Raw genomic sequence first — 1,454 nt, 5'->3', positions numbered from 1 at the left:
CGTTACTATCTTCGTGCCCCAATAATCGGGGCTTTGGCCAGCCAGGCCCGGCATGATTGCTGCCCCCAGTCGTCCATGATCCGGGGGGTGTTGTCACCGGGCCTGGTGGGTGGCTGGTGATCGCTGATAGGGGCTTGGCCAGGACTTCCTGAGGCCGTCCGTAACGTGGATGCCGAGACTTGCCACCGATGTTGCCGGTCAATGTGTTTCACTGCGTCTCACCTTCATGCAAGAACCGCTTCAGCACAATTCCATTGATGTCTTTGTCGGCGTTGATGTCGGCAAGGGCCACCATCACGCCGTCGCGCTCGATCGCAGCGGCAAGCGCCTGTACAACAAGGCGCTGCCCAATGACGAAGCCAAACTACGTGCCTTGATCAATGAACTTAAGGCGCACGGCCAGCTTCTGTTCGTCGTCGACCAACCCGCCACCATCGGTGCGCTACCGGTGGCAGTCGCTCGCGACTCGGGTGTCCTGGTCGCTTATCTGCCGGGGCTGGCCATGCGCCGCATCGCCGATCTGCACGCCGGCGAAGCCAAGACCGACGCCCGCGACGCGGCAATCATTGCCGAAGCCGCCCGCTCGATGCCGCACACCTTGCGCTCGCTGCGGCTGGCTGATGAACCGCTGGCCGAGCTCACCATGCTGTGCGGCTTCGACGACGATCTGGCCGCCCAAGCTACCCAAACCAGCAACCGCATTCGCGGCCTGCTCACCCAGATCCACCCCGCCCTCGAACGAGTGCTGGGACCACGCCTGGACCATCCCGCCGTGCTCGATCTGCTTGAGCGCTACCCGTCACCCGCCGCACTTGCCGCGACCAGCGAGAAGACGCTTGCCAACCGCCTGATCAAACTCGCTCCGCGTATGGGCAAGCGCCTAGCCGCCGAGATCGTTCAAGCGCTTGGAGAACAGACCGTCGTGGTTCCCGGCACCCAGGCCGCGACCGTCGTCATGCCGCGCCTTGCCAAGCAGCTCGCTGCCTTGCTGCAGCAGCGCGACGAGGTCGCCAGTGAAGCCGAGCGCCTTGTGCATGCGCACCCTCTTTACCCGGTCCTGACCAGCATGCCCGGAGTCGGCGTCAGGACCGCCGCCAGACTCCTGACTGAAGTCGCGCACAAGGCCTTCGCTTCGGCCGCACATCTGGCCGCCTATGCCGGCCTTGCGCCGGTCACCCGGCGCTCAGGCTCGTCCATCCGAGGTGAACACCCCTCCAGGCGTGGCAACAAGGTGCTCAAACGAACCTTGTTTCTCTCTGCGTTTGCGGCCTTGCGAGACCCGATCTCACGCGCCTACTACACGCGCAAGATCCAGCAAGGAAAGCGTCACAACCAAGCGCTCATCGCGCTGGCCAGACGTCGATGCGATGTCCTGTTCGCCATGCTGCGCGACGGGACCATTTACCAACCACAAACCGTCCCTAACGCTTGACGAAGCACATAGGGGCACCCCC

The 1,454-nt window shown here is 63.8% G+C and carries 1 protein-coding gene; it reads left to right on the top strand.

Annotation, left to right across the window (positions count from 1 at the left end; genetic code table 11):
* The first annotated feature begins 226 nt into the window (after positions 1 to 226).
* On the top strand, positions 227 to 1,432 hold the full coding sequence (locus AAHM38_RS25395; RefSeq protein WP_028229007.1) for an IS110 family transposase: 1,206 nt from the start codon (positions 227 to 229) through the stop codon (positions 1,430 to 1,432).
* The last annotated feature ends 22 nt before the right edge of the window (positions 1,433 to 1,454 follow it).

The sequence above is a fragment of the Ralstonia sp. OTU4908 genome (assembly GCF_038440115.1).
GTDB lineage: Bacteria > Pseudomonadota > Gammaproteobacteria > Burkholderiales > Burkholderiaceae > Ralstonia > Ralstonia pickettii.
Note: the sequence above shows the minus strand (reverse complement) of the source record. Positions and strands in the feature narration are given on the sequence as shown.